This is a genomic window from Ilumatobacter sp., from assembly GCF_046290335.1.
Lineage (GTDB): Bacteria > Actinomycetota > Acidimicrobiia > Acidimicrobiales > Ilumatobacteraceae > Ilumatobacter_A.
On sequence record NZ_JBKAGH010000010.1, the window covers coordinates 1 to 25,414 of the forward strand.

A 25,414-nucleotide genomic window follows, 5' to 3' on the forward strand; every position below is an offset into this window, starting at 1 on the left:
TGGGGTCTGACCCCAGCTGTTCAACACGTGGGGTCTGACCCCAGCTGTTCAACACGTGGGGTCTGACCCCAGGTGTTGTCAGCGGGCGTGGGCGCGTTCGCGGGCGGCGTCGAGGTCGGCGCCGGCACGGGTGAGGGCGCCGCGGAGGCTGCAGTCGGCGATCTTCACCGGCGGCGCCACGTCGGTCACGATCAGGTCGGCGATCGAACGCAACACCGCAGACGACGCGGAATCGGGCTGATCCAGCGCTGCGGGAAGGCCGGAGTCGCCGCCGGCCGCGATCGCCGAATCGAGCGGGATCGAGCCGAGCAACGGCACTCCGATGTCGTCGGCCAACGCCTGCCCACCACCGGATCCGAACATCGCAGTGACCGTTCCGTCGGGACCGGTCGACGGCCCCATGTTCTCGATGACGCCGGCGACCCGCAAGAAACCCTTGCGGGCCATGTCAGCGGCACGTGCCGCGACCTGCTGGGCCGCCTTGGCCGGGGTCGTGACGATGACGACGTCGGTGCGAGGGAGCATTCGGGCGAGGCCCATCTGGATGTCAGACGTGCCGGGCGGCATGTCGATCAGCAGGTAGTCGAGCTCGCCCCACTGCACGTCTTCGAGGAAGTGCTGCACCGCACGGTTGAGCATCATGCCGCGCCACATGATCGCTTCGGTCTCGTTGGCCCCGGAGATCGACCCCATCGACACGACGTGCAGCACGCCGTCTCCGATCGGCCGGACGACCGGCTTCATCACGGTCTTTCCCTCACCGGCACGTTCGCCCTGGATCTCGCCGTCGATACCGAGCAGTTGCGGCATCGAGAAGCCACCGACGTCGGCGTCGAGCACACCGACGGTGTAGCCCTGATCGGCGAGCAGCACGGCAAGGTTGGCGGTGACCGACGACTTGCCGACCCCGCCCTTGCCCGATGAGATCGCCAGGATCCGCGCCGTCGCGGGGATGTCGGTGTCGAGCGCGTTGTCGCGGGCCTTCCAGCGCGCCTGGGACATCACGCTCTTGCGTTCGTCGGCCGTCATCTCGCCGAAGTGGATCTTGACGACATCGATGCCCGGGAGCGATCCGACGCGCGCCTTTGCGTCACGCATGAGCTGCGCCCGCAGCGGGCAGCCAGCGGTGGTGAGAGCGATCGTGACGTGCATCGCTCGATCGGCGCCGCGTTCGAGGCGCTTCACCATGCCCAGATCGACGACGTTGTCGCCGAGCTCGGGATCGATCACGCCGCGCAGTGCGTTCATGATCGCGGTCTCGTCGACGTCGTCACCGACGACATCGGGTGCCGAGACCGCCGGGCGCGGAACGGCCGGCTCGTCGCCGGTGGTCGCGTCGGTTCCGAGCGCGGCGGTGCCCGTGGTCGAGTCGCTCACGTCACATCATCCCCAGTTCGAGGCGGGCGACGTCGGACAGACGAGACACGTCCCACGGTGGATCGAAGACGAGCTTGACGATGACCTCGTCGACGCCGGGCAGCTTCGCGACGGCGTCGTGAAGGTCCTGTCGGAGGAGGTCGCCCATTCCGCAGAACGGTGCGGTCACCGACATGTCGACCTCGACGCGGTGGCCGCCGCTGGGCAACTGCTCTGCGTCGACGCGGTAGACGAGGCCGAGCTCGACGATGTCGACGGGGATCTCCGGGTCGTAGACCGTCGTCGCTGCGTCCCACACGAGGTCGACGCTGAACGGCGCATCGCTCGGGATCTCGAGGTGCTTCGGCGGATCGATGAAACCGAAGTCGACCGAGTCTTCCGTCGACAGTCGCGCCATCTCGCCGTCGCTCGTGGTGACGGTGGCGGTCCCGCCGAGCGCCTGCAGGAGCGTGACCCGGTCGCCTTCGGCGAGCGTCGTGCGATGGCCCGCTGGCACGATCGTCACGATGATGTCGCGGGGGAGGCTGAAGCCCTTCGTGGGGCCGACCTTGACGGGCTGATCAGACATCGTCGTGTCCGAGTCGATGAGTGATCCACGCCCGCACCGTCTCGATGCCGACGTCGTCGACGACCTGGTCGGCGAAGCCGTTGATCAGCAGGCGGCGAGCCTCGTCGGCAGGAATGCCACGAGACCGCAGGTAGTACATCGCCGTCTCGTCGAGTTGGCCGACCGTGGCGCCGTGCTTGCACGCGACGTCGTCGGCGAGGATCTCGAGCCGCGGCTGGGTGTTGATCTCCGACCGCATCGACAGCAGCAGGTTGTCGTTGGTCTGCTCGGCGTCGGTGCCGTCGGCGCCGGGCCGCACGGCGATGCCGCCGTTGAACACCCCGGTGCTCTCGTCGTCGAGCACGCCTCGGAACGACTGGCGACTCACACAGTCTCTGGCCGCGTGCACGACGTTGATCTGCTGGTCGAGCACCTGCGAGCCGAATCCGAAGAACAGACCCGACAGGTCGGCCGTGGCGCCCGGCCCGTCGAGCACCACGTCGTAGGCAACGCGACCGTACGTCGCACCCAGGTTGAAGGATCGAGCGTTGAACGTGCTGCCGGCGTGCTGGGTGACCTCGATGCGGCTGAGATGAATCTGCTCGGTCGGTACATCCTGGAGCAGCACGTGCTCGAGCGTGGCGTCGACGTCGAGCGTGATCGTCGTGCGCGTGTTGGAGCCGCCGAACTGCGACCCGACACCGATGCGTGTCTCGACCACGGTCGCCGAGCTCCCCGCGCCGAGACGAATCACGACACCGGTGCAGGTGGCGTTCTGCGTCGCGTCGGGCACCTCGATGTCGACGATGTGGATCGGCACGTCGAGCTGGACGTCCTCGCTGACGGTGACGACGGCGCCGTCGCTGCCGAATGCGAGGTTCAGGGCCTGGTAGGCATCGACGATCTCGTCGTCGACGAGGCCGAAGTGCGAGCGCACGAGCTCGGGATGCTCGGCGTTGGCCGCGGCGAGCCCGAGCACCCGGACACCGTCGGGACACGCGAAGTCGGACCGTTCGAGGTCGACGATCCCGTTGACGACGACGACCCGCGGGCCGTCGAGCGTCGGGATCTGTTCGCCGAGGTCGGGCACGTCGGCGGTGACCTCGACGGGAGCGCCGAAGGTCAGGTCGTCGAGGCGACGATGCGGTGCGTACCGCCATGCCTCGTCGCGCTTGGTCGGATAGCCGATGACGCCGATCCGATCGAGCGCGTCGAGGCGATCCGTCGTTGCGCCGGCCGTCGCCCCGGTCGTCGTGCCGGACAGCGTCGTGGCATCGATCGTCACGAGGACGCCCCCGTGAGCGGGCGCTCGGGCGCGTCGTCGAGCGCGTGGTTGACGAAGTCGGCGTACCCGTGATCTTCGAGGTGCAGCGCGAGCGTGTGATCGCCGGACTGCACGATGCGTCCGTTGACGAGCACGTGGACGAAGTCGGGCTTGATGTAGTCGAGCAGCCGCTGGTAGTGGGTGATCACGATCATCGAACGCTCCGGGCCGCGGAGCGCGTTGACCCCACCGGCGATGATGCGCAGCGCGTCGATGTCGAGGCCGGAGTCGGTCTCGTCGAGCACGGCGAGTCGGGGCTGCATGACGGCCATCTGGAGAATCTCGTTGCGCTTCTTCTCGCCACCGCTGAAGCCGGCGTTGACGGCGCGGTCGAGGAAGTCCTGCTTCATCTCGACGAGTTCCATCGCCTCCTTGGCGACCTTGAGGAAGTCGCGTGCGCTGATCTCGGTCTCGCCGCGTGCCCGGCGTACCGAGTTGAGCGCGGTGCGCAGGAAGTACATGTTGTTGACGCCGGGAATCTCGACCGGGTACTGGAAGCCCATGAAGATGCCAGCGGCGGCGCGCGCCTCGGGCTCCATGTCGAGCAGGTCGACGCCGTCGAGGGTGGCGACGCCGTCGATGTCGTAGCCATCGCGACCGGCGAGGGCATGCGCGAAGGTGCTCTTGCCCGACCCATTCGGGCCCATGATCGCGTGGACTTCGCCGGCCCCGACATCGAGGCTGAGCCCCTTGAGGATCTGCTTGTCGCCGATCGCGGCGGTGAGGTTCTCGACGTGCAGCATCAGCCCACACTTCCTTCCAGGCTCACGCTCAGCAGACGCTGAGCTTCGACGGCGAATTCCATCGGGAGTTCGTTGAACACCTCACGGCAGAAGCCGTTGACGATCATCGACATCGCATCTTCTTCGGTCATGCCGCGCTGGCGGCAGTAGTACAACTGGTCTTCGCCGACGGTCGACGTCGACGCTTCGTGCTCGATCTGGGCACCGGGGTTCTTCACCTCGATGTAGGGGATCGTGTGTGCCCCGCAGTCTTTGCCGAGCAGCAGCGAGTCGCACTGGGTGTAGTTGCGGGCGTTCTCGGCCGAGCGCATCACCTTGACGAGGCCGCGGTAGGTGTTCTGGCCCTTGCCGGCCGAGATGCCCTTCGAGATGATCGTGCTCGTCGTGTCTTTGCCGATGTGCACCATCTTCGTGCCGGTGTCGGCCTGCTGGCGCTTGCTGGAGAGGGCCACGGAGTAGAACTCGCCGACCGAACGGTCGCCTTGCAAGATGACGCTCGGGTACTTCCAGGTGATCGCGGAGCCGGTTTCGACCTGCGTCCACGAGATCTTGGCGTCGGTGTGCGCACGGCCGCGCTTGGTGACGAAGTTGTAGATGCCTCCGACGCCGTTCTCGTCGCCCGGGTACCAGTTCTGCACGGTCGAGTACTTGATCTCGGCGCGGTCCTTGGCGACCAGTTCGACGACGGCCGCGTGGAGCTGGTTTTCGTCGCGCTGCGGCGCCGTGCAGCCCTCGAGGTACGAGACGTGGGAGTCGTCTTCGGCGACGATCAGCGTGCGTTCGAACTGACCGGTGTTCTGCGAGTTGATGCGAAAGTACGTCGACAGTTCCATCGGGCAGCGGACGCCCTTGGGGATGTAGCAGAACGAGCCGTCGGAGAACACCGCCGAGTTGAGTGCCGCGAAGTAGTTGTCGCGAACCGGCACGACCGAGCCGAGATGCTCACGAACGAGTTCGGGGTAGTCGTGAACGGCTTCGGAGAAGGAGCAGAAGATGACGCCGGCTTCGGCGAGGGTCGCCTTGAAGGTGGTCGTGACCGAGACGGAGTCGACGATCGCATCGATCGCGACGTTGCTGAGCATCTTCTGCTCGTGCAGCGGAATGCCGAGCTTGTCGAACATCTCGCGGATCTCGGGGTCGACGTCGTCCATGCTGTCGAGGACGGGCTTCTTCTTCGGGGCTGCCCAGTAGCTGATCGCCTGGTAGTCGATCGGTGCGATCTGCAGCTTCGCCCAATCGGGCTCGTCCATGGTGAGCCACGCCTCGTAGGCCTTGAGCCGCCATTCGAGGAGCCACTCGGGCTCGTTCTTCTTCGCCGAGATGAGTCGGACGATGTCTTCGTTCAGCCCGGGCGGCGCGATGTCGGTGTCGAGCGCCGTGCTGAAACCGAACTCGTACTTGGCCTCGGTGAGTTCTTCGATCTGCTTGAGCGCTTCACTCATCTCGGTCTCCCTGACTCGACGGACCTGCGGCGCACGCGGCCGACAGGGTGGGTGTCCATGAACATACTGACGTGTCGTGCGGTTGGTGGTCGTGTCCCACGTGTCTGTGTTTATCCATCTGCGCTGAATAAACCAACTTATGACTTGTGAAACCTTGAAATGCGCGATGAGCGGGGCTATGGTCGGCGAGGTGGATGTTGTCGACGCCGGACTCTCGTCATCGCAGCGACGCGTCCTCGAGGCGGTGAAGCGTCTCGACGAAGCCACTGCCGACGAGTTGGCCGAGGTGCTCCAGGTGTCGTCCAGCGCGGTGCGGCAGCACCTCAGTGCACTGCGCTCGGCGGGTTTCGTCAACGCCCGACAGGATCGAGGCCAGCCCGGTCGCCCGGCCGACCGCTACTCGGCCACCGAACGCGCCGAGTCCGTGTTCGCCATGGCCGATACCGATCTGTCGATCGAGCTCCTCGAGTACATCGATGCAGAAGATCCCGCACTCGTCGAGCGGATCTTCGAACGTCGGCGTCGGCGGCTCGTCGACTCAGCGCAGCAACGCCTCGATGGCGCGACGCTCAGCGAGCAAGTGCACGTGGTGACCGAACTCCTCGATGCGCAGGGGTACCTGGCGGACTACGAAGCGCTCGGCGACGACACGTTCCGAATCACCTTTCACAACTGTCCGATCTGGGGTGTCGCCAGTCGGTTCGGGCAAGCGTGTAGTTCTGAGCTCGACTTCATGCGCGAGCTCATCCCCGACGCCCGAGTCGAGCGAACCTCGCACAAGACCGGCGGCTCACACAGCTGCGCCTACGGGATCAGCCCCGTGGCTTCCGGATTCGATCCGAACGAGGAGTGACGGACGTGGCGATCGGTCTGGCTCGCGACTAGAACAGCTGCGATGGCTGCACCGACCAACGACTTCAAGCGCAGACTTCTCGCCGATGGCCCCCCGCTCGCCGCCGTGTTCGCACAACTCGGTGATCCGTCCGCCGCCGAGCTCTGCGCGCTGACGGGATTCGACCTGGTGATCATCGACGCCGAGCACGGGCCGAACGACCTCGTCTCGATCGCCCATCAGTTGCGAGCCGTCGGCTCGCGTGGCGCATCGGCGGCGGTGCGTTGCTGGTCTGGCGAGCGCTCGGTCGTCAAACGAGTCCTCGATGTGGGCACCCAGACCATCATCGTGCCGATGGTGGAGTCCGCCGATGAGGCTGCCGATGTGGTCGGCTCCGTCCGCTACCCTACCGCAGGGGCTCGGGGCGTGGCGTCGGCTCGTGCGGCAGGATGGGGGACGATCCCCGACTATCACGCCACCGCTGCCGACGAACTCTGTGTGATCGTCCAGGTGGAGTCACCCGGTGCCCTCGAACAGTTGGAGTCGATCTGTGCGGTCGAGGGAATCGACGCCGTGTTCGTGGGGCCGACCGACCTCTCCTCGGCGATGGGCCACCTCGCGCAAGGTACTCACCCCGAGGTGGTCCCCGTCGTGACCGCGGCCATCGAGCGGATCGCCGCAGCCGGATGTGCTCCGGCGGTGTTCGCCGCCACGCCCGACACGGTCGATGTCTACGTACGGGCCGGTGCCCGCCTCGTCACCCTCGGTGTCGATGCAATCGCACTGCGCTCCGGACTCGCCGAGCTGCGCGGCCGGCTGGCGTGAGTCACCACTCGGCGGCGATGTACTGCGTCTCGCAGAACTCGAGGATGCCCTCGCTCGCTCCTTCGCGGCCGAGGCCGGATTGCTTCATACCGCCGAACGGAGCGGCGACGTCGGATACCGCTCCGCGGTTCAGGCCGACCATTCCGGCCTCGAGTCGCTCGCTCACGGCGAGACCGCGAGCCAGGTCCTGGGTGTAGACGTACGCGGTCAGCCCCATCTCGGTGTCGTTGCTCATCGCCACCGCCTCGTCGTCGTCGTGGAACCTGATGATCGGGGCCACCGGCCCGAAGATCTCCGACCGGGCGATCGCCCACGACCCGTGCACACCGGTCAGCACGGTGGGCTCGTAGAAGTAGCCGGGGCGATCGAAGCGCTGGCCGCCGACCAACGCGGTGGCCCCCGCCGAGCGCGCGTCGTCGACGAGCGCTGCGACGCGATCGACGGCGGTCCGGTCGATCAGTGGACCACACTCCACGCCGTCCTCGAATCCGCTACCGAGGCGAACCGCCCCCATTGCTTCGGCGAGACGTTCGGCGAAGTCGTCGGCGACGGTGTCGTGCACGAGGAAGCGGTTCGCTGCGGTGCAGGTCTCTGCAGAGTGACGCATCTTGGCAACCATCGCGCCGCCGACGGCTGCGTCGAGGTCGGCATCGTCGAACACGACGAACGGAGCGTTTCCTCCGAGTTCCATCACCGTCTTGAACACGCGATCCGCAGCGCGTCGCAGCAGCAGACGGCCCACCTCGGTCGACCCCGTGAACGACAGCATCCGTACTGCACGTTGGTCCACCGTGGCGTCCAGCCACTCGCCGGGTGCGCTCGTGGGAACGATGTTCACCAGGCCTGGCGGCACGCCGGCATCGGTGATCAGCTCCGCGATCCGTAGTGCTGTCAGCGGGGTCTGGGCGGCCGGCTTGATCACCGCTCCGTTTCCGGCGGCGAGTGCGGGAGCGAGCTTGCGAGTGATCATCGCTGCCGGGAAGTTCCACGGCGTGATGATCGCGACCACGCCGACCGGTGGATGGTGCACCAGGATTCGGTTCCCTCCGCTCGGTGAACGGGCGAGCGAGCCGCTGATCCGTACCGCCTCCTCGGCGTTCCACCGAAAGAACTCGGCGGCGTACGCCACCTCACCGGCGGCGTCGGCGCGAGGCTTGCCGTGCTCGTTCACGATCAGATCGGTGAGCGTGTCACCGTCGTCGAGCATGGCTCGCCAGCATCGGTGGAGCACGTCGCTGCGATGTCGCGGCGTCGCCGAGGCCCAGGAGGTCTGGGCCCGTGCCGCTGCCTCGACGGCCTCCACGGCGTCGGCGGGTCGCCCGTCGGCGACCTCGGCGATCACACCGCTCGTTGCCGGGTCGTGCACCTGGATGCGCGTCCCGTCCGCGCCATCGCGCCAACGTCCGTCGATGTACAACTGGGTTTGCATCAGGCGTCCTTCCCGATTCGGTGACCCGGCGTGGTGCCGGTGTCACGGTTCGCGAGTGTCACGGTTCGCTGGTGTCACAGTTCGTAGTGGGCAACGGTGCAACTCACGGCGAAGATCGGAATCGGCTCGCAGAAGTCGACCCTGCCTACGGCGCCTCGAGCCGCGGCGCTCACCGTGAGGAACGTTCGGATCTCGAAGCCTCCCTGGCCGGCATCGGCATAGATCGTGGTGTCGTCGTAGTCGAGCAGGGCATCGCGGTCGTTTCGACACCAGCGGTCCATGAACTCGCGATCCCACTCCTCGTTGATGCGCCCGGAATCCGGCGTTGCCGGCCAATGGGAGATGCCTCCGGTGCCGACGAGCGCGATGCGCTCGGGAACAGCTTCGCACGCGCGGCGCAGCGCTTCTCCGAACGTCCACGCGCGGTGCAGCGGAGTGAGCGGCGGCCCCTGGCAGTTGATGTTGACCGGCACGACCGGTAGGTCATACCGCGGTGTGAGGAAGTGGAGCGGAACCATGATGCCGTGGTCGAACTTCCACTCTTCGGCGTAGCTCACGTCGCTCGTCTGCATCACCTCGGTGATCAACCGGTGCGACAGATCCTTGTGTCCCGGGATGCTGCGCCGTTCGATCCGGAGCCAGTCGGGGTCCTCGATGGGGCCGTCGTAGGAGTCGGCCATTCCGATCGCGAACGACGGCATGTTGTCCATGAAGAAGTTGGCGAAGTGCTCGGCGGCGATGACGACGATGGCGTCCGCTCCGGTTGCTTCGATGTCGAGCCGCATCTGGTCGAACGCTGTGTAGAAGCGATCACGGACGTCGGGATCGGCGCGTTCGGATCGGCCGGTGATCCCGGGGGCGTGTGAACACACGCCGGCGTACACGAGCGGCATGTCATCCTCCTTCGACGAGTCGGGTGGTCGGGTCGGTGGTCAGTGCGTACACGCCCTCGCGAACGGGTCCGTGGCGGCTGATGCCATCACGCATCCGCTGCAGGTAGTCGGACCACTCGATCTGGTGGAACGCGGCGAAGTGCATGAGGATCTGGCCGTTCACGCCGAGGTGAAACAGCAAGCCGACGTCGGGTTCGGTGAGGGCACCGACCTCCTCGTCGGTGAGGTCGAATCCGCTCAGCGCTGCACGAGGATTGTCGGTGTAGCGCTGCTGGAGTTCGGGTGAACGGTTGAGCTGGAACAGGAACTTCTGGACGGCGTAGAGACTCATGACCGGCAGCTGCTCAGTCCCATTCCACATGGAGCGCATTCGGCCCCCGGAACGTGATGTTCGGAAAGAACGTGAGTTCCTGGTCGGGCACCAGTCGAAGCGACGGCAGCCGTTCGGCGAGCAGCTCCAGTGCGATCCGCGCTTCCATCCGAGCGAGTCCGGCGCCGAGACAGAAGTGGATTCCCTTACCGAAGCTGATGTGGCGGTTGGCGTTGGACCGATGGATGTCGAAGGTGTCGGGATTGCTGAACTGATCCGGTGAGTGGTTGGCGGCGGCGAAGTTGAGGAACACGCGAGTGCCGACCGGCAGGTCGACCCCACCGAGGTTCGTCGGTTGGGTGGTGACTCGCCTCCAGGCGATCTGGCTCGATTCGTATCGCAACGTCTCCTCGACGGCGTTGCTCGCCAACGACGGATCCTCGACGAGCGCCTGCCACTGGTCGCGCCGCGGGAGCAGACACCGCAACGTGTTGCACAGCAGCGCCGTCACCGGGTCGTGGCCCGCGAAGCTGATGCCGTACACCACCGACTCCACCTCTCGGTACGAGATGCCGGTGGTGGCCGCGGGATCCCGGTCGGGCCCGGGGTCGGCCTCGTGGGCATCGAGGAGTTCGGATGTGAAGTCGTCGGCGCGCTGTTCGCGGCGCTGCGCCACGAAGTCACGGCAGTAACGCCAATAGTCGAGCATGCCTTCGGCGATCTGCGCCTGCTCGTCCGCGCTCGGTTGGCCCCACGAGAATGCCTTGCGATTGCCGCCCCACGACTTGATCATCGCGTCGTGTTCCGCCGGAAATCCGAGGAATCGGAAGACGATCTCGGCCGGTAGTGGAAATGCGAACGATTGCACGTACTCCGCTGGAGACCCGGTAGCGATCATCTCGTCGAGTAGTTCGGTCGCTCGGCGTCGCATGTAGTCCTCGAGCGTCTTCAGCCGCCGATTGCCGAACCCCTGACGGGTGAAGACGCGGATGCGAGCATGGTCGGGCTCGGGACGGTTCGACATCACCGCCTGCGGATCGAAGTCGGAAGCACCGAGTACCTCGAGTGCCGCCGGAGCGAGGGGCCAGATCGGGTCTTGCACGTTGGTGGAGGCGAACACGTCGGGGTTCATGAACACCTGTTCGACGTCGTCCATTCGCGTCACGACGACGTAGCCGAGTTGCTCGGAGTAGAACACCGGATGCTCGTCTCGCAGCCGGGCAGCGATCGGATACGGGTCGGCCAGATAGTCCGAAGACAGCGGTGACCAGGTGTGCTCGACAGGACAGCCGGTCGGTGCGGTCACGACCTCGCTCGGCGCGCGGTGGTAGGTGTTGCTGGTCTCGGTGCTCATCGTGCTCCCAATGGGTCGAGGGGGTCGAGGGACCGGTGCTCGGCGACTACACCGGTGGACGAGGCGCGGGTCTGGTGTGGTGTCGGTGCGAGCCGGGCGGCGATGGCATCGGCGGAGCGTCGCACCACCGCCGCGAGCGGAGCTGGGTCGGTCACCGCTCCGGAGGGGAACACGACCGAAATCGCCCCTCCCGTGCCACGCACGGGTGCCGCGACGGCGCCCATCGCAGCGATCACCTCGCCGTTGGTGTGAGCCCACCCTCGCGAGCGTGCCTCGGTGACTTCGACGCGTTCGCCGGGTCGCATCGGGCCGTCGATCAGGATCGCAAGGCCCGGCGCCCCTCGTTCGAGCGGGTGGCGAACGCCAGGGCGGTACACGACGTGAACGTGCGACGATGCAGGCTCGACGCTCTCGACCGTCACGGCGTCGTCGCCGTCGGCGACCACCAGAAACGCCGTCATGCCGGTGGTGTCGGCCAAGCGGGCCAACTCGTCGAGGGCGGCGGACTGCAGTTCGGAACGTGCGCAGCGAGCGAGGGCGCCGAGTTGTGGCCCAGGTGTGCAGTGCCCGGACTGATCCCGCTCGACGAGGCGATGCGCTTCGAGTGTGCGCACGATCCGATAGGCGATGGAGCGGTGGACGTCGAGTCCGGCTGCGATGTCGGCGATCGTGGGTGGCGCGGGAGCGAGAGCGATCATCGCCAGGGCCGAGAGCCCTCGGTCGAGCGTCTGGCTCGTCGACATGTGACGACCGTAGCGATGTTTCGCTCAGCGCACAAGGGGCTTCGATTATCGAACACTCGGCTGCGGTGTGCCGACCGGGTCGGATGTCGGGCCCGTGTCAGGGGCGCGCGATCTCCGTGGTCAGGGTGTCGGCGATCTGGAGCCGCAGCACGTCGCGCGTGAAGTCGCAGGCGTACCCGGTCCAGGCATCGCGGAGCCACTTCTCGGGGCCCACGCCGCGGGCCACGCCCATGGCGCCGTGGATCTGCACCGCTCGTTCGGCGCAGGCGATGGCGACGTCGACCGCGTGGGTCTTCGCTGCCGGCACCCTCCACATCGACGACGGATCGCCCCGGTCCACGGCCACCGCAGCGTGGTGGACGAGCAGTCGCGCCGTTTCCAGTTCCACCGCCATGTCGCCGAGCTTCAGCGACACGGCCTGGTGTTGACGAATCGGCTTCCCCCAACTCCGTCGCTCGTCTGCGTACGCGATCGAGGCGGCGAGCGCGCTCCGGGCGAGACCGACGAACCCCGACGCAAGACCCACCGCCATGCCGGCCGATGCCGCTCCCATGAGCTCGAGCCCCCGGCCTTCCTCACCGACTCGATGAGACTCGGGGACCTCGACGCCGTCGAACACCACTTCGGCGTGCCACGTCGTGCGCATGCCCAACATCTCCGAACGCGAGCCCAGCTGCACCCCCGGCGAATCGGCGGGCACGAGGAATGCGCTGGTGGTCGCCGCAGCCGGCGCATCGAACGCAGTTCTCGCGAACACGAGGTAGGTGTCGGCGACCCCGCCGTTCGACACCCAACCGGCCTTCGCTCCGTCGATTCGGTACCCCGCGTCGGTACGAGTCGCAGTGGTGCGAAGACCCAGCGATGCGTCGTCGACCGGGCAGAACAATTCCGATCCGGCGACATCGGGTTCGTTCAGCGCGCCGGCGAGCACATGGCCGCGCTCGGCGGTGGCGAAGCGAGTCAGCCAGGTGGACTGCTGTTCTGCGGTGCCCCCGACGGCGATCATGTTGGGGATCGTCATCACGAGGTTGAGTGCGCCGGCGATCCCCACATCGACAGCGCCGAGTTCCTCTTGCACCACCACGTTGTCGACGGTGGAGCCGTCGGCCCCGCCGAATGCTCCCGGCAGCATCAACGACGTCAATCCGAATGACGCCGCCTCCGACATGATGTCGGCGAAATCCTGGCGCGCCAGGTGCCCGTCGGCTCGGTCGGCCGCCTCGGCGAGCGGGGCCACCCGCTCGGTGGCGAATCGACGTACGGTGCGCCGCATGTCGAGCTGTTCGTCGGTCAAGTCGATCATCGAATCATCGTTCCAGGCATGAGCGATCCGATGTGCAGATCCGGTCGACTGAATCGACCGACAGCGTGCGGGCTTCGTACGATGCGGCGATGCCAGAGAGCGACGCCGCATCGATCGTGCAGCGAACGTCCCTGGTGCTCGATGCGTTTCGGACGGGGAGGACGTCCCTCGGGTTGTCCGAACTCAGTCGACGCACGGGGCTCCCGAAACCGACCGTTCACCGACTTGCCGGCCAACTCGTGGAGTACGGCTTTCTCGAACGACATGGCACCACGTATCGGCTCGGCGTCCGCTTGTTCGAACTCGGTCTGAGGGTGCCGCGGTCGCGAGTGCTGCGCGAAGCAGCGCTGCCGTTTCTCGAGGACCTGTACGTCGCCTCTGCCGAAACGGTGCACCTCGCGACTCGTGACGGCGACGACGTGATGTACCTCGAGAAGATTCGTGGACACCGGTCCGCCGCCACGCCGTCGGAGATCGCTGGTCGGATGCCGCTGCACAGCACGGCGACCGGGAAATCCATCCTCGCGTTCTCCGGTTCCGACGAGATCGAGGCCTACCTGTCGCGTCCGCTTCGGCGTGTCACGCCGCGAACCACCGTGGTCGCGAGCGTTCTTCGTGAGCAACTCGATCAGACCCGCGAGTTCGGTTGGGCCGTCGAGCGTGAGGAGACGCTCATCGGATTCGTCAGTGTCGCCGCTCCGGTCCTGATCGACGGTGAGACCCCGGTTGCATCGCTGTCGGTCACCGGCCCGCTCCATCGCCTCGACCCGGTCCGATTCGGGCCGACGGTCCGCACCGCGGCGCGAGCGCTCGCTCGTGTCCTGGGAGGTGGCGATTCGAGCCCTGGTGGTGCCGCTGTGCGAGCATGAGCACGATGGCAACGACCACACGAGCATCGGGCGCAGCGAACGAACGTAGTACACGCAATCGACGCCCCAAGTCGTTGATTCTCGACGTGTTCGGGCGCTACAGCGCGCAGTTCCAGGGATGGATCGCGGTCAGTGACCTGATTCCGTTGATGGAGTTGCTCGGCGTCGACGAGCAGGCGACGCGTTCGGCGGTGTCGCGGATGACGCGTCGCGGCCTGATGAAGCCCGAGGTGCGCAACAAGGTCCGCGGGTATCGCACGACCCCGGAAGCCGACGCCCTGCTCGCCGACGGTGACCGTCGGATCTATGCGTCGGTCGAGCCCGCGTCACCCGATGATGGATGGGTCCTGGTGAGCTTCTCGCTCCCGGAACGGGACCGCGACAAGCGACATGTGCTCCGTTCGAAGTTGATGTGGCACGGCATGGGCAACCTCGGCAGCGGACTGTGGATCGGGCCGGCGCGCATCCTGCCCGAGGTGGTGGACACGCTCGACGAAGGTGGCTTCGCCGAGTTCACCGACGTCTTCCGGGCGACCTACGAGGGCCTCGGTGATCCTCGGGACCTCGTCGCCCGCTCGTGGGATCTGGACGATCTGGCGTCGTCCTATCAGCAGTTCATCGACGAGTACGAACCGATTCGTGCGTCGCTCGCTCGACGTCGGAGTGCGGTTCCGGGTGTGGAGGCCTTCGCCCTCTACACCCGCGCGTTGCACGAATGGCGGAAGTTTCCGTACCTCGATCCGGGTCTCCCCGAGTCGTTGATCGGGGTCGACTGGCCTGGCCGTGGTGCGGCGGACCTGTTCGCCGGCCTGCGCTCCCGGCTGGAACCCAGCGCCTTCGACTACGTGGAGTCCATCGTGCGCCGCCGCTCGGCCGACTGACCCGTCGCCGACGTTCTGGAGCAGGGCTGGCCTCGCCTCCCTCGATGGGTTACTCTTGTGACGAGCGCAACGAAAACGACATAAGCGTCGAGCGACCGATCGCTCGTGTGTCGTTGGTCGAGTGCGCCTCGGAAGGGCAGTCGACATGGGACAACTCGATGGACGGGTGGCACTGATCACCGGTGCCGCACGTGGACAGGGCCGAAGCCATGCGGTTCGGTTGGCGGAGATGGGAGCCGATCTGGTGTTGGTCGACGTGTGTGCCGACCTCCCGACGATCCCCTACCCGCAGCCCGGTCGTGATGCTCTGGACGAGACCGCGTCGCTCGCGGCCGCTGCCGGAGCACGTGTCGAGTCGGTGATCGCCGATGTTCGCGATGCCGCCGCGATGGCAGATGCCACTCGTCGTGCGGTCGACCAGTTCGGTTCGATCGACATCGTCGTGGCGAACGCCGGCGTGATCCAGCTCAAGCCGGCGACCGAGATCACGCCGACGGATTGGGCGGATGTCATCGGCATCAACCTCACCGGTGTGTGGAACACCATCGCGCCGGCGATCGGGCCGATGATCGATCGAGGACGTGGCGGTGTCATCTCGATCACGACCTCGGCGGCTGGCTTGAAGGGCCCACCGAACATGGCCCACTACGCAGCGTCGAAGAGCGGCGTGATCGGGCTGATGCGTTCACTCTCTGCAGAGCTCGGACCGCACTCGATTCGGGTGAACTGCCTCGCACCCACGACCGTCGACACCGAGATGGTCCACTGGCCCGAGGCCTACGCGATGTTCAGACCCGACCTGGACGCACCAGGTCGAGACGACGTGGAAGCCGTGTTCACCTCGCTGAACGCGATGCCGGTTCCGTGGATCGAACCGATCGACGTGACCGAAGCGCTCGCCTTCGTGGTCAGCGATCGAGCGCGCTACATGACCGGGGCCGTGTTGCCCGTCGATGCCGGAACCCTGGTGAAGTGAGCTGACGATGAACCGACGAGACACCGACACGACGAACCAGGACGAGTCCGGCCGCCCTCTGGACGGGCGAGTGGCGTGGGTGACGGGAGCGGCGCGTGGTCAAGGCCGTGCGCACGCCCAGCGTCTCGCCGCCGACGGAGCCATCGTGATCGCCACCGACCTGTGCGACGCTCCGGCGACCACCGACTACCCCGGTGCCACGCCTGCCGATCTCGCCGAGACCGTGGAACTCATCACCGCCGACGGTGGCACCGTCTACTCGGCGGTGGCCGACTGCCGCGACCTCGACGGCCTCGGCGAGGTGCTGTCGACAGCGCTCGAAGCGGTCGCTCCCGGAGGGCGCCTCGACGTGGTGGTGGCCAACGCCGGGATCGCCGGTGGCGCTCCGATCGAGGTGATGACCGGCCATCAGTTCCGAGAGATGATCGACATCGACCTGACCGGTGTGTGGAACACCGTACGTGTGGCGGTGCCGCACGTGCTGGCCGCCGGCAACGGGGGGTCGATCGTGCTGATCTCGAGCGCCAACGGAGGCCTGAAGGCACCGCCCAACCTGTCTCACTACGCCGCCGCCAAACACGGTGTCGTCGGGATCGTGCACAGCCTCGCCAACGAACTCGGACCGCGCGGGATTCGGGTCAACAGCGTGCACCCGACCGCGGTCGACACCGACATGATCCACAACGACTTCACCTACCGGCTCTTCCGGCCCGACCTGGCCGAGCCCACGCGGGACGATGTCGTCGACCTCTTCACCTCGTTCCACTCGCTTCCCGTTCCGTGGATCGATCCGGCGGATGTGAGCGAAGCCGTGGCGTTCCTCGCCTCCGACGCGTCTCGCTACATCACCGGCGTGACGATGCCGATCGACGCCGGATTGTCCGCCCGATGACCATGTTGCCCGTCCCCGTTCCGAACTGACACTCGACCCGACGACGCCAGATCGACCCTCACCCCCGGCCTCGATCCGCTCGTTCACCGCCCTCACCGACCACATTCACACCTGGGAGAACTCCATGACCAGCTCTTCGACCGCCACCTCGCCCGACCTCCCCGGCGCCGAGAGTTCCGCGCCGGACCACGTGATCGAGGTGCACGGTTGGCCGACGACCGTCCGCCGATCCGGTAGCGGCCCGACCGTGCTGTTCCTGCATGGCGCCTTCTTCCCGTCGGCGTGGCTCCCGTTCCACCAGCGCCTCGCCGATCGGACCGATCTGATCGCACCGGTGCACCCTGGCTACCTCGAAGGTGGGCCGCCCGACTGGCTCGGCGGATTCGACGATCTCGTCATCCACTACCGGGCGCTCCTCGACGAACTCGACCCGGGGCCCGTGCACCTCGTCGGCTACGACCTCGGGGGCTGGTTGGCCGGCAATCTCGCTGCGTTCCTGCCCGAGCGGTTCGGGTCGCTGACCGTCATCTCACCGACGGGGCTCCGGCTGCCCGACGCCCCACCGATGGAGTGGATGGCGGCTGATCCACAGCGGGTCGTCGACGCCCTGTTCAACGGCGAGCCCGGACCACACGCCAGCCTGTTCCCTCCGCCCTCGGACATCGGCGGTTTCGTCACGGCGTACGGCGAGAACGGTGTGACAGCCCGGCTGATCTGGGAGCGGCGGTACGACACCCGACTCGATCGTCGGATCGCGAACGTGGCCCTGCCCGCCCACGTCATCACTCCGTCCGATGATCGTCTCGTCCCGCCCGCGCATGCCGACCGCTGGGCCGAGTTGCTCGCCGACTCACGCATCACCCGACTCGACGACGTCGGCCACGCCCTCATCGTCCAGGAGCCCATCACCGTCGCCGACGCCGTCGTCGACTTCATCCAGGAGGTAGCCACATGAACCGGCTCGAGTTCTATCTGTTCCATCTGATGCCCTACCAGTTCATCCCTCCGGCGGAGGAGATGGAATCGATCTGGATCACACTGCCGAACAAGCACTACGACCCCCAGGCGGGCCATCGGCTCTACCACGAGTACCTCGATCAGATGGTGCTCGCCGAGAAACTGGGATACGACGGAGTGCTCGTCAACGAGCATCACCAGACGGCCTACGCGGTGCAGCCGGCTCCGAACCTGTGGGCGTCGTACCTCGCGGCGAAGACGAGCCGCATCCGGATCGGCGTGGTCGGCAATGCGCTCCCGTTGCATCGCAATCCGCTGCGGGTCGCCGAAGAGATCGCCATGCTCGACGTGCTGTCGGGCGGCCGGATGATCTCGGGCCATGTTCGTGCGATGGGGGCCGAATACGTCTCGGCCGGCAGCGATCCGACCGTGTCGAAAGACAAGTTCTGGGAGGCGAACGATCTGATCGTCAAGGCCTGGACCAGTGACGAGCCGTTCCAGTGGCATGGCGAGCACTACGACGTCGAATACGTCAACACCTGGCCCAAGCCGGTTCAGCAACCGCACCCGCCGATCTGGCTGCCGGGATCGACGAGCGTGGAGACGATCGAGAACGCTGCCAAGCGCCGCTACCCCTTCATGCTCACGCCGACCTCGAATTGGTTGTCCAAGTCGGCATTCGCGAAGTACTACCAGGTGGCCGAGGAGGAGTGCGGCTACACACCCGATCCGCGTCAACTCGGACGGTTGGTACACACGCACGTGGCCGAGACCGACGAGCAGGCGCACCGCGAAGCCAAGGCCCACATCCTGTGGTTCTTCCGCAACGCGCTGAAGATCCCCGGGTTCCACATGATGCCGGCTGGCTACAACACCCGTGATTCGATGCAGCGCACGCTCGAAGGCAAGGTCAAGGCCGGCGCCAAGGGGTTCGGCGAACTCACCTACGAAGAGTTGGTCGAGGGTGGGTACGTGATCGTCGGGTCGCCCCAGACCGTGATCGAGAAGTACGAGCAGTTGATCGAAGACTTCAAGATCGGCATGGTCATGTCGGCAGGCGGCCACCTCGGCACGATGCCGAACTGGATGGTCCAGAAGAACATGTACATGATGGCCGAAGAAGTGATCCCGCACTTCCGTGAGGCCGATGGCGCACCGAACTATGCGCGCAGCGCCCCGGGCGTGCCGGCCACGTTGACCGAGTACTCAGCGCAGCACGGCAAGCCGAAGATGCAACCGCGGGTGCGGCTGGACTCGGGAGAGTTCGTCGACACGGCCACTGCTCACGTGCCTGGCTTCGCCGAGGGCTGAGTGGATTGATCTCTCACGACGAGGGCTCGAGGAGTCCGGTCGGTGAGCCGTTCACCGACCGGACGGTCGACAAGTTCGCCAGTCCGTTGCTCGACCCCGATCGTTTCGGTCTGGCGGTCTTCAGTTCCAACATGGCGGGTGGCGCCAACCTCACCGATGCGACCGGACCGCCCCGGGTCACCTGGCCCGAGACGGTTCGGATCGCGCAGGCTGCAGACCGTCATGGCTTCGACGCGATCATCCCCGTCGCCCGGTGGCGGAGCCCGTCGACGACCGAGCGGGCGGCGGCGCACCGTTCGTTCGAGACGTTCACGTGGGCGGCCGGGCTGGCGGCGGTCACCGAGCGGATCGGTGTGTTCGCCACCTTCCACGTGCCGACCGTGCACCCGGTGCGCGCCGCGAAGGAGATCGCCACCGTCGACCACATCTCCGGCGGGCGACTCGGAGTCAACGTGGTGGCCGGTTGGAACGCAGCAGACTTCCAGATGTTCGGGTTCGAACTCGACGAGCACGACGACCGCTACGGCGTTGCCGACGAGTGGATGGAGTTCCTCGAGCGGATCTTCGAGGGCGAGCACCCGTTCGACTTCGATGGCGCCCACTTTCGATCTCGCGAGGTCGTGAGCGAGCCGCGTCCGGTTCAGACCCCGGCACCCGTCGTGATGAGCGCAGGTTTCAGTCCGGCAGGCCGGGCCTTTGCTGCCCGACGGGCCGACATCAACTTCGTGATCACACCCGACCGCGGGGCTGCCAAGACGGCCATCGCCGAGGTCAAGCGAGTTGCGTCGGACGTGCACGGTCGTCGGCTCTCCGTGTTCGGTGCCGCTCACATCCTGTGTCGCGATTCCGATGCCGCTGCCCAGGCCGAGTACCGGCGGGTCGTGCACGAGCACGGCGACTGGGCCGGGGCCAGAGCGGCGCTCGCTTCGTTGATGGGCGGGTCGCAGTCTGCCGACTTCGCTCTCGAGATGCAGGAGGCGGCGATCTTCGGATTCTTCGCGACCCCGATCGTCGGATCTCCCGACCACGTGGTCGAACAGTTGCTGGACATGCGAGCCGACGGTCTGGACGGCGCAGCGGTCAGTTGGGTCGACTACGAGGAGGGAATCGAGCAGTACGGCGAGGTTCTCGCTCCGCTCCTCGCCGAGGCCGGCCTGCGGCCTGGCGGGTGAACGTTTCGGGAGCGTTCCCGAAACGCTGACTTCGTGTGTAGCTCTTGTGTCGACCGTCAACAAAGTAGTAGACATGGTGAATCCCGCACCGTGCGGGCCACCTGTTCACCACGGGAAGACCCAGGGGGAATCACCAAAGATGCGTACGACACGCCGTTCAATCGCCGCCGCCGCCATCGCCGGCTCGCTCATCGTTGCCGCTTGCGGCAGTGATGACGACACCGCCGAACCAGCGGAGGATCCGACCGAAGAACCCGCTGAGGATCCAGCGGAGCCAGCTGACGAACCGGCGGGCGATCCCGCCGAGGAGCCCGCCGACGACCCGGCCGAAGAACCTGCTGAAGATCCGGCGGACGATCCCGCCGACGAGCCCGCTGACGCGCCAGCCGCTCAGGGCATCGGTTTCCCGGAGTGCGCCGACCTGGACGGCGCATTGATCGGCTACAGCCAGCCCATCCCCGACCCGAACTTCGCGCTGATCGACGAGATCATGGGAGCACAGCTCGGGGAGTTCGGTGCCGAGTACATCGGCGTCAACGCCCAGTTCGATCCCGGGAAGCAGATCGCCGACATCCAGACCCTGCAGCAGCAAGGCATCGATGTCTTGGTGATCAACCCGATCGCACCCGACGTGGTCGCCGGTGCCATTCAGGAAGTCATCGACAGCGGCATCCCGGTCGTGGTGCAGGACACCCCGAACGACGACGGTCTCTACTTCACGCAGGTGCGCGCCGATGTGGAGTCGGCCGCCATGGAGGGCGCTGCGATTCTGGCCGACCTCGTCGGTGACGGCCCGGTCGGCGTGTTCGTCGGCCCGCCGATCGCCACGGTGCTGCAACGCCAGGCCGAGACCTTCGCCGTCGCGCAGGTCGAGGAGGGGCTGAACGTGATCGACACCCAGATCTCCGCCAACCCCGGTGACCCCGGCGCCGCTCGCACCGTCGCCGAGGCGTGGAAGCAGCAGAACCCGGACCTCGCCGGCATCTGGACCTTCAACGACACGTCGGCCACCGGCGTCGCAGCGACGTTCGACGACGACTTCTCGCCGGTACTGGTGTCGATCAACGGTCAGCCCGAAGCCATTCCGCTGGTCGCCGAGGGTCGCATCGCTGCCACCTTCGACCTGCAGCAGGACATGATCGCCCGAGGCCTGGCATTCTCCGCCGCTGCTGCGGTGTGCGGCGTCGAACTGCCCCAGGACGTCTGGGTGGATTCGCTGCTCATCGACGGCAGCAACGTGGACGAGTGGGTTCCGCAGACGGAGCGTGGGATCGACGACGAGATCGTTCTGGAGGAACGTGAGGACGGCCGCACGTTCTTGGTGAAGGCCTGATCCGCCGAGATCTCCACCGGCTCTCTGTCGGTGGGCCCGACGCTGATGCTGACGGCCCACCGACATGGTGTTTCTTCTCATGACCAATCTCACCCCCGCCCGCAACCGAGCCGACGACGAGACGAGCGCGTCGTCGGCTGAGCTCCTCGTGGTGGACGACATCAGTCGAAACTTCGGTCCGGTCCGAGCGCTGGACGGGGTGTCGATCCACCTCGACCGGGGCGAGGTACTGGCGTTGGCGGGCGAGAACGGGTCCGGCAAGTCGACCCTCGCCAAGATCATCAGTGGCGTGATCCCGGCCAGTAGCGGTTCGGTTCGGTTGCACGGCCAGAAGGTGCAGTTCTCCGGCCCGCACGATGCGCTGCAGGCCGGCGTGGCGCTCGTGTCACAGGAACCCACCGCCGAACCGCACATGACGATCGCCGAGAACGTGCTGCTCCACCGGCTCCGGCGCCCGTGGACGATCGTTCGCAAGCGCGAACAGGTCCGAGATGCGGCGCGCTACCTCGAAGAAGTGGGGCTCGACGTCGACCCCATGTTGCCCTTGAGTGCACTGCGCCAGGGGGCGAAGGAGTTGGTGGAGGTCGCCAAGGCGCTGGCTGCCGAGCCGTCGGTCTTGATTCTCGACGAGGCCACCACCCGACTCCCCGACCCGGAGCACCTCTTCGAGGTGGTCGAACGCCGTTGTGAGCAACACGGTATGGCAGCGATCATCATCACCCATCGGCTCCGAGAGATCCGTCGGCTCTCGCACCGCGCGTTCGTGCTGCGTGACGGTCGGCCGGTCGGCGAGTTGGCACGCGACGACCTGTCCGACGAGCGGATCAGTTCGATGATGGTCGGCCGCGAACTCGGTGACTTCTATGCGAAGCATCCGTACCCGCCGGGCGACATCGCACTCGAGGTTCGTGGCCTGGTGACCGATCGCTCTGCACACGCGATCGACCTGCACGTGCGGTCCGGCGAGATCGTCGGCGTCGCGGGACTGGTGGGTTCTGGACGGTCCGAACTGCTCGAGACCATCGCCGGGTGCCGCAAACCGCACGCCGGAGAAGTCGTGGTGAACGGCGCCGATCTCAAGCCGGGGTCGCCGAGAGCAGCGATCAACGCCGGAGTCAGCCTCGTTCCGGAAGACCGATGGGCGCAGGGCTTGGTGGCTCACGATCTGATCGTGTCGAACCTGGCACTGTCGCGGCACCGAACCATGCGTCGAACCGACCGCAGCCTGGATCGTCGCAAAGCGAAGCAAGCGGTGGCGGACTACGGCGTGCGAACCCAGAGCATCCACACACCGGTGGCGAACCTGTCGGGCGGCAACGCACAGAAGGTGTTGCTCGCTCGGTGTCTGGACCACGAACCCAGCGTGCTGTTGCTCGACGAGCCGACACGCGGAGTGGACATCGGCGCGAAAGCCGAGATCTATGCCATCGTCGATCGGATGGTGGCGCAAGGCGTGGGAGTGGTGCTCGCCTCGTCGGACCTGATGGAACTGCTCGGCCTGAGTGATCGAATCGTCGTACTGCACGAGGGTGAGGCCGTCGGAGAACTCTCTCGAGACGAAGCGACCGAGGAACTGATAGCGCTGTTGAGCGCGGGAGGCACACGATCATGACCACCTCCGAGACCGACACATCGTCGACCCCGAACCTCCCGGTGGAGGGTGCTGCGATGACCGATGCGTCATCAGCGCCGCCCGATGGCGGGGGCGAGCACCTGTCGGGTGGTGGCGTCACGGTTCCCGATCGGATGGGAAGCGCCTGGGATCGTCTGCGACACGCACTCGACACGTACGCAGGCGTCGGTGGTGTCCTGGTGCTGCTGTGTGTGTATCTGAGCTTCACCCAGGACATCTTCTTCACGTGGAACAACTGGCTCACGATCCTCGAGGCCAACGCCGTCGTGCTCGTGGTCGCGGTCGGGCTGACGTTCGTGTTGCTGAACGGTGGGATCGACCTGTCGCTCGGTGGCCTGATGGCGGTGACCGGCGTCGTGCTGGCCGAACTGATCGGCAACGGCTGGTCGGCATGGCTCGCCATCGTCATCGTGATCGCGATGGCGGCGCTGTGTGGCTTGCTCAACGGTGTACTGATCGGCAAGGTGGGATTGTCGTTCCTGGTCGTCACGCTCGGAACCGGCCAGGCGTTCCGGGGCATCGCTCAGGTCCGCACCGGTGGCCAGACCCAGTCGTTGTTCGAGAACGACGTGATCCGGCGGATCAACGAGGGAGAACTCATCGGTATCCCGTGGCTGGTGTGGATCAGCCTGGTGGTGCTCGGCACCGGCATTCTCGTCTTGCGCTACACCGGGTTCGGTCGGATGGTCTACGCCTGTGGGGGCAATCGTGAAGCGGCGCGCCTGGCGGGGATCAACGTCACCGCGGTCGCCGTCACCGTGTTCGTGATCGCCGGGCTACTCGCTGGTCTCGCCGGCCTGATGGACACCAGTCGTCTGCTCGGTGCCTCGCCCACGGCGGCCACGGGCGTGGAACTCACGGCTGCAGCGGCGGTGTTGCTCGGCGGCACGTCGTTCATGGGCGGTCGAGGCACCTTGTTGGGGACGCTGCTCGGGGTGCTGTTTCTCGGGGTGCTGTCCAATGGAATCACCCTCGCCGGAATCAGTCCCTTCTGGTACGGCATCGTGTCGGGCGTCGTGCTGATCTCTGCGATCCTGCTCGACCGCATCCGCAACGGGAAGGCGATGGCATGAGCATCGACGGATTTCCGGTGATCGACGCGGTCGTTCACCCCTACAACCTCAGCGCCGACAACGCCAAGGGCCAGATCGGTCCGATGGTTCGCGAAGGCTTCTATCAACTTCATGCGCACTGGAACCCGCCTGACGTGCAGGCTCCGCGTGCCTGGTTCCAGCAGGACCAAGACGTGGCGACCGCGATGGATTCGTTCTGCCAGGAGAGCGACGTCGACATGGTCGTGTACCACACGTTGCGGCTCGACTCGCTGTTCCACGACGGTCTCTGCTCCCGGGCCAAAGCACAGGAGTTGCGAGCCGGCTGGCCCGGCCGCTCCTTCGCCTACATCGGACTCGACCCGACGCTGGGCGTCGAGCGTGCGCTCGACGACCTCGACGAGCAACTCGTCGACCTGCCCGACGCGATCGGCATCAAGTTCTATCCCGACCAGGTCGACCCGTACCGCACCTTTCACATGGCCGATCCAGAGGTCTGCTTCCCGATCTACGAGCGGGCGCGCGAGCGTGGGTTGCGGGTGATCGCCGTCCACAAGGCGCTGCCCAACGGGCCGGTACCGTTGGCGCCCTACCGCATCGACGACGTGGAGGGTGCGGCGATGGCGTTTCCCGATCTGTCGTTCGAGATCGTGCACGCCGGCATGGCCTTCGTCGACGAGACCGCCTACGCGCTCGCTCGGTTCCCCAACGTGTACGCCAACCTCGAGGTCACCAGCGCGCTGCTGTACAAGGCGCCACGCCTGTTCCAGGAGGCCCTCGCGATGATGCTGTTCTGGGGTGGCCCCTCCAAGTTGATCTGGGCGACCGGCGCGAACTTCTCCCACCCTCAGATCCCCCTGCACGCGTTCTGGAACCTCGAACTCGACGCCGACCTGATCGCCCGCTACCAACTGCCGCCGTTCGATGCCGAGATGAAGTCGCTGATCCTGGGTCGCAACTGGGCCACGATGGCGGGCGTGGATCTGGACGCTCGGATGACCGCCGTCGCCGGTGACGAGTGGGATCGCACCCGCGCCCGGGTCGGTCGGCGGGCGCCGTACTCGGTGTGGGCGGAGCGGGTCGGTGAATCGCACGCCGACGCGATGTCCCGTCAAGCCGAGACCGAGGCGAGCGTCAGCGCAGCGGGATTCCGCCACGACGCCGCAGCGGAGCCTGCGCCGTGAGCGTGGGCGTCGATGCGGGGGCGCTGCCCGGC

General features: G+C 66.5%; 24 protein-coding genes. 13 read left to right on the forward strand and 11 right to left on the reverse strand.

Annotation, left to right across the window (positions count from 1 at the left end; genetic code table 11):
• Positions 1-78: 78 nt before the first annotated feature.
• From ACE37B_RS23520 to sufB, 5 genes are read right to left on the reverse strand one after another with little or no spacing between them, the layout of a single operon-like run.
• Positions 79-1,377, reverse strand: a complete 1,299-nt coding sequence (locus tag ACE37B_RS23520) for a P-loop NTPase (RefSeq protein ID WP_409925795.1) — start codon at positions 1,375-1,377, stop codon at positions 79-81.
• Between the two features lies 1 nt (position 1,378).
• Positions 1,379-1,945, reverse strand: coding sequence for an iron-sulfur cluster assembly protein (locus ACE37B_RS23525; protein ID WP_409925796.1), 567 nt, complete (start codon positions 1,943-1,945; stop codon positions 1,379-1,381).
• Positions 1,938-3,209 carry a Fe-S cluster assembly protein SufD gene (gene sufD / locus ACE37B_RS23530; protein WP_409925797.1) on the reverse strand — a complete coding sequence of 424 codons (1,272 nt, stop codon included), beginning with the start codon at positions 3,207-3,209 and terminating at the stop codon, positions 1,938-1,940. Before sufD ends, ACE37B_RS23525 begins: the two co-directional genes overlap by 8 nt.
• Positions 3,206-3,991 (reverse strand): Fe-S cluster assembly ATPase SufC, encoded by a 786-nt coding sequence (gene sufC / locus ACE37B_RS23535; RefSeq protein WP_409925798.1) that lies wholly within the window; start codon positions 3,989-3,991, stop codon positions 3,206-3,208. The genes sufD and sufC overlap by 4 nt, the downstream gene beginning before the upstream one ends.
• Entirely contained in the window at positions 3,991-5,433 is a 1,443-nt protein-coding gene (sufB, locus tag ACE37B_RS23540) for a Fe-S cluster assembly protein SufB (protein ID WP_409925799.1), read from the reverse strand. The genes sufC and sufB overlap by 1 nt, the downstream gene beginning before the upstream one ends.
• Positions 5,434-5,623: 190 nt before the next feature.
• On the opposite strand from sufB, the gene ACE37B_RS23545 reads away from it, so the two are divergent.
• Together ACE37B_RS23545 and ACE37B_RS23550 are read left to right on the forward strand one after the other, a co-directional pair.
• Positions 5,624-6,286 carry a helix-turn-helix transcriptional regulator gene (locus ACE37B_RS23545; protein ID WP_409925800.1) on the forward strand — a complete coding sequence of 221 codons (663 nt, stop codon included), beginning with the start codon at positions 5,624-5,626 and terminating at the stop codon, positions 6,284-6,286.
• Between the two features lie 42 nt (positions 6,287-6,328).
• Positions 6,329-7,090 (forward strand): HpcH/HpaI aldolase family protein, encoded by a 762-nt coding sequence (locus ACE37B_RS23550; protein ID WP_409925801.1) that lies wholly within the window; start codon positions 6,329-6,331, stop codon positions 7,088-7,090.
• A 1-nt stretch (position 7,091) separates the two neighbouring features.
• On the opposite strand, the gene ACE37B_RS23555 is transcribed toward ACE37B_RS23550, so the two are convergent.
• From ACE37B_RS23555 to ACE37B_RS23580, 6 genes are all read right to left on the reverse strand, one after another.
• The gene (locus ACE37B_RS23555) at positions 7,092-8,519 is read right to left on the reverse strand and encodes an NAD-dependent succinate-semialdehyde dehydrogenase (protein WP_409925802.1); all 1,428 of its coding nucleotides are present in this window, start codon (positions 8,517-8,519) and stop codon (positions 7,092-7,094) included.
• A gap of 74 nt (positions 8,520-8,593) precedes the next feature.
• Positions 8,594-9,412, reverse strand: a complete 819-nt coding sequence (locus tag ACE37B_RS23560; RefSeq protein ID WP_409925803.1) for an extradiol ring-cleavage dioxygenase — start codon at positions 9,410-9,412, stop codon at positions 8,594-8,596.
• Between the two features lies 1 nt (position 9,413).
• Positions 9,414-9,743, reverse strand: coding sequence for an aromatic ring-opening dioxygenase subunit LigA (locus tag ACE37B_RS23565; RefSeq protein WP_409925804.1), 330 nt, complete (start codon positions 9,741-9,743; stop codon positions 9,414-9,416).
• A 13-nt stretch (positions 9,744-9,756) separates the two neighbouring features.
• Positions 9,757-11,076: a cytochrome P450 gene (locus tag ACE37B_RS23570; protein ID WP_409925805.1), complete on the reverse strand. Its 1,320-nt coding sequence runs from the start codon at positions 11,074-11,076 to the stop codon at positions 9,757-9,759.
• The gene (locus ACE37B_RS23575) at positions 11,073-11,819 is read right to left on the reverse strand and encodes an IclR family transcriptional regulator (RefSeq protein ID WP_409925806.1); all 747 of its coding nucleotides are present in this window, start codon (positions 11,817-11,819) and stop codon (positions 11,073-11,075) included. Before ACE37B_RS23575 ends, ACE37B_RS23570 begins: the two co-directional genes overlap by 4 nt.
• Positions 11,820-11,916: 97 nt before the next feature.
• Positions 11,917-13,122 carry an acyl-CoA dehydrogenase family protein gene (locus ACE37B_RS23580; RefSeq protein WP_409925807.1) on the reverse strand — a complete coding sequence of 402 codons (1,206 nt, stop codon included), beginning with the start codon at positions 13,120-13,122 and terminating at the stop codon, positions 11,917-11,919.
• Between the two features lie 89 nt (positions 13,123-13,211).
• Between ACE37B_RS23580 and ACE37B_RS23585 the strand changes: the two genes are divergently transcribed.
• The 11 genes from ACE37B_RS23585 to ACE37B_RS23635 all read left to right on the forward strand — a co-directional run bounded on the left by ACE37B_RS23585 (position 13,212) and on the right by ACE37B_RS23635 (position 25,382).
• Positions 13,212-13,991 carry an IclR family transcriptional regulator gene (locus ACE37B_RS23585; RefSeq protein WP_409925808.1) on the forward strand — a complete coding sequence of 260 codons (780 nt, stop codon included), beginning with the start codon at positions 13,212-13,214 and terminating at the stop codon, positions 13,989-13,991.
• A 5-nt stretch (positions 13,992-13,996) separates the two neighbouring features.
• Positions 13,997-14,872 carry a PaaX family transcriptional regulator C-terminal domain-containing protein gene (locus ACE37B_RS23590; protein ID WP_409925809.1) on the forward strand — a complete coding sequence of 292 codons (876 nt, stop codon included), beginning with the start codon at positions 13,997-13,999 and terminating at the stop codon, positions 14,870-14,872.
• Between the two features lie 145 nt (positions 14,873-15,017).
• Entirely contained in the window at positions 15,018-15,848 is an 831-nt protein-coding gene (locus ACE37B_RS23595) for a mycofactocin-coupled SDR family oxidoreductase (protein ID WP_409925810.1), read from the forward strand.
• Positions 15,849-15,855: 7 nt separating this feature from the next.
• Positions 15,856-16,740 carry a mycofactocin-coupled SDR family oxidoreductase gene (locus ACE37B_RS23600; RefSeq protein ID WP_409925811.1) on the forward strand — a complete coding sequence of 295 codons (885 nt, stop codon included), beginning with the start codon at positions 15,856-15,858 and terminating at the stop codon, positions 16,738-16,740.
• 124 nt (positions 16,741-16,864) lie between these two features.
• On the forward strand, positions 16,865-17,695 hold the full coding sequence (locus ACE37B_RS23605) for an alpha/beta fold hydrolase (protein WP_409925812.1): 831 nt from the start codon (positions 16,865-16,867) through the stop codon (positions 17,693-17,695).
• Positions 17,692-19,008, forward strand: coding sequence for an LLM class flavin-dependent oxidoreductase (locus tag ACE37B_RS23610; protein WP_409925813.1), 1,317 nt, complete (start codon positions 17,692-17,694; stop codon positions 19,006-19,008). The genes ACE37B_RS23605 and ACE37B_RS23610 overlap by 4 nt, the downstream gene beginning before the upstream one ends.
• A 5-nt stretch (positions 19,009-19,013) precedes the next feature.
• Positions 19,014-20,180, forward strand: coding sequence for an LLM class flavin-dependent oxidoreductase (locus ACE37B_RS23615; RefSeq protein WP_409925814.1), 1,167 nt, complete (start codon positions 19,014-19,016; stop codon positions 20,178-20,180).
• A 139-nt stretch (positions 20,181-20,319) separates the two neighbouring features.
• Positions 20,320-21,513 (forward strand): sugar ABC transporter substrate-binding protein, encoded by a 1,194-nt coding sequence (locus ACE37B_RS23620; protein ID WP_409925815.1) that lies wholly within the window; start codon positions 20,320-20,322, stop codon positions 21,511-21,513.
• A gap of 79 nt (positions 21,514-21,592) precedes the next feature.
• Positions 21,593-23,125 carry a sugar ABC transporter ATP-binding protein gene (locus ACE37B_RS23625; protein WP_409925816.1) on the forward strand — a complete coding sequence of 511 codons (1,533 nt, stop codon included), beginning with the start codon at positions 21,593-21,595 and terminating at the stop codon, positions 23,123-23,125.
• A complete protein-coding gene (locus tag ACE37B_RS23630) occupies positions 23,122-24,219 on the forward strand; it encodes an ABC transporter permease (protein ID WP_409925817.1) in 1,098 nt (365 codons plus the stop codon). Before ACE37B_RS23625 ends, ACE37B_RS23630 begins: the two co-directional genes overlap by 4 nt.
• Positions 24,216-25,382 (forward strand): amidohydrolase family protein, encoded by a 1,167-nt coding sequence (locus ACE37B_RS23635; RefSeq protein ID WP_409925818.1) that lies wholly within the window; start codon positions 24,216-24,218, stop codon positions 25,380-25,382. Before ACE37B_RS23630 ends, ACE37B_RS23635 begins: the two co-directional genes overlap by 4 nt.
• Positions 25,383-25,414 lie beyond the last annotated feature (32 nt).

Coding starts and splice junctions, on each gene's coding strand:
- ACE37B_RS23590 (WP_409925809.1), top strand. CDS start 13,997: ATGGCAACGACCACACGAGCATCGGGCGCAGCGAACGAACGTAGTACA.
- ACE37B_RS23560 (WP_409925803.1), bottom strand. CDS start 9,412: ATGCCGCTCGTGTACGCCGGCGTGTGTTCACACGCCCCCGGGATCACC.
- ACE37B_RS23625 (WP_409925816.1), top strand. CDS start 21,593: ATGACCAATCTCACCCCCGCCCGCAACCGAGCCGACGACGAGACGAGC.
- ACE37B_RS23525 (WP_409925796.1), bottom strand. CDS start 1,945: ATGTCTGATCAGCCCGTCAAGGTCGGCCCCACGAAGGGCTTCAGCCTC.
- ACE37B_RS23600 (WP_409925811.1), top strand. CDS start 15,856: ATGAACCGACGAGACACCGACACGACGAACCAGGACGAGTCCGGCCGC.
- ACE37B_RS23550 (WP_409925801.1), top strand. CDS start 6,329: ATGGCTGCACCGACCAACGACTTCAAGCGCAGACTTCTCGCCGATGGC.
- ACE37B_RS23595 (WP_409925810.1), top strand. CDS start 15,018: ATGGGACAACTCGATGGACGGGTGGCACTGATCACCGGTGCCGCACGT.
- ACE37B_RS23605 (WP_409925812.1), top strand. CDS start 16,865: ATGACCAGCTCTTCGACCGCCACCTCGCCCGACCTCCCCGGCGCCGAG.
- sufB (WP_409925799.1), bottom strand. CDS start 5,433: ATGAGTGAAGCGCTCAAGCAGATCGAAGAACTCACCGAGGCCAAGTAC.
- ACE37B_RS23585 (WP_409925808.1), top strand. CDS start 13,212: ATGCCAGAGAGCGACGCCGCATCGATCGTGCAGCGAACGTCCCTGGTG.
- ACE37B_RS23555 (WP_409925802.1), bottom strand. CDS start 8,519: ATGCAAACCCAGTTGTACATCGACGGACGTTGGCGCGATGGCGCGGAC.
- ACE37B_RS23565 (WP_409925804.1), bottom strand. CDS start 9,743: ATGAGTCTCTACGCCGTCCAGAAGTTCCTGTTCCAGCTCAACCGTTCA.
- ACE37B_RS23580 (WP_409925807.1), bottom strand. CDS start 13,122: ATGATCGACTTGACCGACGAACAGCTCGACATGCGGCGCACCGTACGT.
- ACE37B_RS23630 (WP_409925817.1), top strand. CDS start 23,122: ATGACCACCTCCGAGACCGACACATCGTCGACCCCGAACCTCCCGGTG.
- ACE37B_RS23610 (WP_409925813.1), top strand. CDS start 17,692: ATGAACCGGCTCGAGTTCTATCTGTTCCATCTGATGCCCTACCAGTTC.
- sufC (WP_409925798.1), bottom strand. CDS start 3,991: ATGCTGCACGTCGAGAACCTCACCGCCGCGATCGGCGACAAGCAGATC.
- ACE37B_RS23635 (WP_409925818.1), top strand. CDS start 24,216: ATGAGCATCGACGGATTTCCGGTGATCGACGCGGTCGTTCACCCCTAC.
- ACE37B_RS23620 (WP_409925815.1), top strand. CDS start 20,320: ATGCGTACGACACGCCGTTCAATCGCCGCCGCCGCCATCGCCGGCTCG.
- ACE37B_RS23575 (WP_409925806.1), bottom strand. CDS start 11,819: ATGTCGACGAGCCAGACGCTCGACCGAGGGCTCTCGGCCCTGGCGATG.
- ACE37B_RS23570 (WP_409925805.1), bottom strand. CDS start 11,076: ATGAGCACCGAGACCAGCAACACCTACCACCGCGCGCCGAGCGAGGTC.